Source organism: Streptomyces glaucescens (genome assembly GCF_002154375.1).
Lineage (GTDB): Bacteria > Actinomycetota > Actinomycetes > Streptomycetales > Streptomycetaceae > Streptomyces > Streptomyces glaucescens.
In genome coordinates, this window is sequence record NZ_MUND01000214.1 from 1 (window position 1) to 5,713 (window position 5,713).

Annotated in this window: 2 protein-coding genes and 1 pseudogene; all 3 read right to left on the reverse strand. The window is 74.4% G+C overall.

What is annotated here, in order from left to right:
* Positions 1-3,181: pseudogene (locus CCN42_RS15955) on the reverse strand (hypothetical protein); the annotation flags it as partial.
* Positions 3,178-4,032: a DUF4132 domain-containing protein gene (locus CCN42_RS15960; protein ID WP_086736380.1), complete on the reverse strand. Its 855-nt coding sequence runs from the start codon at positions 4,030-4,032 to the stop codon at positions 3,178-3,180. The pseudogene CCN42_RS15955 and the gene CCN42_RS15960, both read right to left, overlap by 4 nt.
* Positions 4,033-4,221: 189 nt before the next feature.
* A partial coding sequence (locus tag CCN42_RS15965) for an ABC-F family ATP-binding cassette domain-containing protein (protein ID WP_245877300.1) occupies positions 4,222-5,713 on the reverse strand: 1,492 nt, incomplete at its 5' end.

Sequence of the window (5,713 nt, forward strand, 5' to 3'; positions counted from 1 at the left end):
CGGCCTCGCGCAGGGTCTGATCGTCGCCGTTGTCGGGGCGGTAGTCGGCGAACATGCCCACCGTGCGTCTGGCGTCCGCCTTCGGCCGCTCCACCGGGGGCGTCACGAAGGTGGCGATCGACTCCGCCAGGCGCAGCACCCCGCGGGCGAGGCCGGTGACACCGGCGAGCACGTGCGGTTCGGTGAGGGCGGGCAGGCAGCGCGCGACGGTCTCCCGCAGGACCTCGTCGGCGGTCGGCACGGCGGGCTGCCCGGTGGTGTCTCCCGTGGCGTTGCCCGCCCCGCCCCCGGTGGTGTTCCCGGTGCCGGGTGTCGTGCTGCTCACCGCGCCCGCGGTGTTCCCCGCTCCGGCCGTGGCGGCCGTCGCCCGGGCGGCTGCCGCCGAGACCTTCGCCTGACGCTCCGCCAGGGCCCGGGCGCCGGCGCGCAGCACGTCGTCCGCCTGGGCGTCGCTCAGCGCGCGCAGCGACGCCGACGCGTTCTCGTCGCGCGGCCGCAGCGCGTGCCAGAAGTCGACCGGCGGGACGAGCCGCGTTCCGGCGGCGAACTCACCGCCGCGCTCCATCGGGGTCACCCGGCCCAGCTCCCGTACGCCGCCGCTGTCGCCGTCAGTGGTGTACAGGGTGATCTGACGGTGGTCGGCGACGACGACGGGTTCGGCACCGCCGGGCAGCCGCAGCGCACCGACCGGAACGCCGGATGTCCGGCCGTGTGCCGTCGGCAGGGTGACGGCCCGGCCGTCCGGCGTGCCGGCGGTGATGCGGGCCTCGTCGCCCTCGCCCTCGGCGCGCACCCAGCGGCCGAGGACCACGCCGTCCGTGCCGAACGGGCTGTGCTCCAGGCCGGGCTGGAGGGGCAGCACCGAGCAGTGCTGCTGGCGCAGGGCGGCCCCCTCGCGGATGCCGGTGCGCAGGAACGCGGGCAGCGAGGCACGCGCGTGGGTGCCGGTGGCCGGGTCGTACTCGAGCCACACGTGCTGCCGTCCCTGCCGGCCCTGGCGCCAGAACGAGGTGCCGTCCCCGAGGACGGGGCGGGTGGGCGGAAGGTCCGTGTCGCCGGCGTGCAGGGTGCGCCCGCCGGTGGCGCGGCCGCCGCCCGGCAGCGGGATCGAGGTCACGCCCGCGTCACGACCGCCGTACCAGCGCGGGATCCTCTCGCCGCCGAGCGCGAACACCTCGGCCGGGCGGGCCGACCAGTAGCCGTACTGCTTGCCGTCGTGCCACCACATCACCAGCAACTGGCCGTCGGTGTAGCGGAACAACGGACGCGTCCAGCGGTCGAGCTCCGCCGGCAGCCGCAGGTCGTGCTCCAGCAGGATCTCCTGTGGCCCGACGACGATCGCCTTGTGCCGGCGGGACAGGATCAGTGCCGGCCAGGCCTCGTGGACGCCGAGGGTGTCGTCGCGGTCGGTCCGGGTCTCCGCGTCCAGCCGCCGCAGCGCCTCGTCCAGGGCGGGCCAGCCCAGCTCGTCCGGGATTCCGGCGCGCAGGGTGCGGCCGAGCAGCGGCGCGACCTCGACCGCGGCGACCCGGGCCACGGCCGCCGGGCTGATGCGGGCCGCGACCGAGCGGAACGGGCGCAGCTTCTCCAGCGCCGCGCGTGCGGCGGGCAGTCCCGCCGCGGCGGCCAGCTCGGCGGCCGCGTCGTCCAGCCACTCGCGCAGCACGTCGGAGAGCACCGGGTGTCCGGCCAGTCCCTCCAGCAGGGCCGGGCCGAGGCCGTGGCCGGTCAGGTTGCCGACCGCGGCGTACAGCAGGCGCCGGCAGGACGGGTCCGCGGCGATGGCCGTCAGGTCCCGTCGCCCGGGCCGGGTTTCCTGCAGCCACTGGTTGAGGGGCAGGAGGACGTTGTCGTGGGCCGCGGGCAGGGTCAGCGGTATGCGCTCGGCCACACACAGGTCGAGCAGGTCGAGGTCGGCGCCGGCCTGCCAGCGGCCGGTGAAGAGGTCCACGGGACGGCCCTGGGCACGCAGCCGCGGAGCCATGCGTTCCACCAGCGCGAGGGTGGCGGACGAGCGGCCGCTGTGCGTGGCGCCGTGCTTGCGGAACAGCGCCCAGCGGCTGAGCCAGTCCGCCGCGTCGGTCCCGTCGGTCCCGTCGGCCGTGTCTGTCCCCTCCGCGGCCCCGGTCGCGCCGGTCAGGAGGCCGTCCGCGCCGGTTTCCGCGAGCAGCGCCAGCCAGAACTCGTCGTCCTCGGTGGAACGGCCCAGCCCGGCCGGCATGATCTCCAGCAGCCGCGCCCGTACGGCGGGCCGCTGCTCGGCCAGGACGACGAGCGTCGCCCGGTAGGTGTTCCAGAAGGAGGCGGGGGCCCGGACCGCCGCCGGGGAGGCCAGCAGGTCGGCGACCAGGGCGCACTCCTCGGTGACCCGGTTCAGGCCCGCCGCCTTGATGAGGGCGCGCGCGTCCTGGGGCAGCGACGCGTACGGCGGCATGCCGGCCGCGCAGCGCTCCACGGTCAGCTGCCGGTACTGCGCCCAGGCCTCGGCCGGGCTGAGCCGTGCCGAGAGGTCCTTCACATGCTCCTTGAGCGCCTTGACCGTCAGGGCCCCGGCGAAGGCGAACTCCAGGAACACGGCGCGCTGCCGCTCCTCGTCCACGGTGAGCGCGTGCACCCGCTCCGCGGCACGGGCCTTGCCGAAGAAGGCAGCCGCGTAGGTGGTGTTCTCGTGCTGGAGGAAGACGCGGGCCGCCTGCTCGTAGAAGGTGGGCAGGAAGTGCGGCACGGCCCGGCCGAGCCGTTCGCCCAGTGCCTCGAAGCCCTCCTTCGCGGTGCCGGGGCGGGACTTGGCCTGCCGGGCCAGCCGCTCCACGTCCTTGACCAGCGCCAGCGCGTGGTGCCCGTTCGCCGGGTCGTTGACCAGCGCCCACGCGGGGAAGCCGAGGGTTTCCCGGCGCACCTGCCCGACCTCGCGGATCCGCGGATCCCGGACCAGACCGAGGAAGTTCATCGCGAGGTCCTCCGCCTCGCCGAGGGTGCCCGGCACCAGCCGCACGATCGTCCGTTCGTCCAGCGCCGGATGCGTGTACGTGCGCACGGTGAGGACGTCGGCGTCCTCGCGGTCCTGGGTGCCCGGCGGAAGGATGGCACCGGCGTCGAGCAGCGCGGCCGCCGTGGCCTCGTCGTAGGGAGATCCGTCGTGGGCGGATCCGCCGTGGGTGATCGCGTCGTTCGTCGTCATGCCGCGCGCTCCTCGTCCTCGATGTCCCGCCCGGCGTACAGCGCGGCCGCCATGCGCATGCCTTCCGACCAGGCCACCGGTCCGACCTGGCCGAGCCTCAGCACCCGGCCGGCCCGGTCGGTGAAGACCAGGGGGCCGGTCTCCGTCTCCTCGTAGCCGTCGAAGTCGCCGACCCACACCCGGGCCTCGACGGCGCGGCCGTCCTCCAGCACCGAGCAGACGGCGTGGCCGCCGCGGACGCGGTAGCCGAGCTGGGTGGCCCGGCCGTGCAGGAAGCGCAGCTCCTTGAAGGCGCCGCCCGCGTACTCCTCGACCGAGGTCGCGTCGGCGTCGAGCGCCGCGGGCCGCCGCCACACCTCGCGGAAGAGCTGCTGGGCACGCTGTTCGACACCCAGCTCGACGGCGAACTCCCGCAGGTCCTCCAGGTCGTCGAGGAGCACGGGGTGGGGCAGGCGGACCAGCTCCGGGGTGAGCCGGACCGTGTCGCCGTCGAGGTCGACGAGGCCGAGGCCACGCTCGGGGTCGGCGTCCCGCAGGAACCCGGCGACCGTGCCGTCCTCCCCCGTGACCACCAGGTCGCGCAGGGAGGCCTGCCACGCCGGGTCCGGCCACACCCGCACCAGGACGGCGAACGGCACCGGCAGCGAGCGCACCATCCACCGCTCCACGTCGGCCAGGCACTGCCTCTCGTGCCGTTCCAGCCACTCGGCGAGCTGACGCAGCCCCACCACCGCCGGATCGTCGGCGATCTTCGGCGGCACGGACTTCAACCGCCGCCCGGCCGCGTTCCGGCACACCACCTTGCCGTCGTCGAGGGCGACTTCATAGCCGCCGGCGGACACCCACCCCATCTGTGTGCCTCCCGCACCCGCAATGATCAAGTGGCGGGAACTGTAGAGCACGGCACTGACAACGGCGTCCGGGGGCAGGTCGGTCCTGCCGGGGCCGGGCGCGCTGCCGCCCCCGTCGGCGTGATGGAGATGTCCGCCAAGGCGGCCGACGATTCCCGGGAACTACGCGACCGCCGGTGCCGGGCGGCGTCAGGCCAGTGCCACGAGGTCCGCGTACGAGTCGTTCCACAGGTCCTCGACGCCGTCCGGCAGCAGGATGACCCGCTCCGGCTGGAGCGCCGCCACCGCGCCCTCGTCGTGGGTGACCAGCACGACCGCGCCCTTGTAGGTGCGCAGCGCGCCCAGGATCTCCTCACGGCTGGCCGGGTCGAGGTTGTTGGTCGGCTCGTCCAGCAGCAGCACATTGGCCGAGGACACCACCAGCGTGGCGAGCGCCAGCCGGGTCTTCTCACCGCCGGAGAGCACCCCGGCCGGCTTGTCGACGTCGTCACCCGAGAACAGGAACGACCCGAGGACCTTGCGGAGTTCCACCAGGTCCAGGCCGGGTGCCGACGCACGCATGTTCTCCAGCACGGTGCGGTCCGGGTCCAGGGTCTCGTGCTCCTGCGCGTAGTAGCCGAGTCTCAGGCCGTGGCCCTCGATCACCTGGCCGGTGTCGGGTTTCTCCACGCCCGCCAGGAGGCGCAGCAGGGTCGTTTTCCCCGCGCCGTTGAGGCCGAGGATCACCACGCGCGATCCCTTGTCGATGGCCAGGTCGACGCCGGCGAGGACCTCCAGTGAGCCGTACGCCTTCGACAGGTCCTCCGCGGTCAGTGGCGTCCTGCCGCAGGGGGCCGGTTCGGGGAAGCGGAGTCTGGCCACCTTGTCGGCGCGCCGCTCCTCCTCCAGGCCCGCGAGCAGGCGTTCCGCGCGCCGGGCCATGTTCTGCGCGGCGACCGCCTTGGTCCCCGCGCGCAGCCGGTTGGCCTGGTAGGTCAGGGCGGCCGCCTTCCGCTCGGCGTTGCTGCGTTCCCTCCTGCGGCGGCGCTCGTCGGCGCTGCGCTGGGCCTGGTACCGCGCCCAGCCCATGTTGTAGACGTCCAGGGCGCAGCGGTTCGCGTCCAGGTGGAACACCTTGTTGACCACTGTCTCGATGAGGTCGAGGTCGTGGGAGATGACGACGAACCCGCCCTGGTAGCGCTTGAGGAAGTCGCGCAGCCACAGGATGGAGTCGGCGTCGAGGTGGTTGGTGGGCTCGTCCAGCAGCAGCACGTCGGCGTCGGAGAACAGGATGCGGGCCAGTTCGACGCGCCTGCGCTGGCCGCCGGACAGGGTGTGCAGCGGCTGGTCCAGGATCCGGTCGGGCAGGCCCAGGCTGGCGGCGATGGTGGCGGCCTCGGCCTCGGCGGCGTATCCGCCCTTGGCGAGGAACTCGCTCTCCAGCCGCTCGTAGGCGCGCAGCGTCTTCTCGCGGGCGGTGTCGGGGCCTTCCGCGAGGCGGTGCTGGCAGTCGCGCATGGCCCGCATCACCGTGTCCAGACCGCGCGCGGACAGGATCCGGTCCAGCGCCAGGACGTCCGGGTCCCCGGTGCGCGGGTCCTGGGGCAGATAGCCGACCGCCCCGGAGCGGGTGACGGTGCCGCCGGCCGCGGGGCCTTCGCCGGCCAGGCATCTGGTGAGGGTGGTCTTGCCCGCGCCGTTG

What these genes read in the sequence shown, in the direction of transcription:
- CCN42_RS15960 (WP_086736380.1), bottom strand. Translation starts at nt 4,032, where the DNA reads ATGGGGTGGGTGTCCGCCGGCGGCTATGAAGTCGCCCTCGACGACGGC.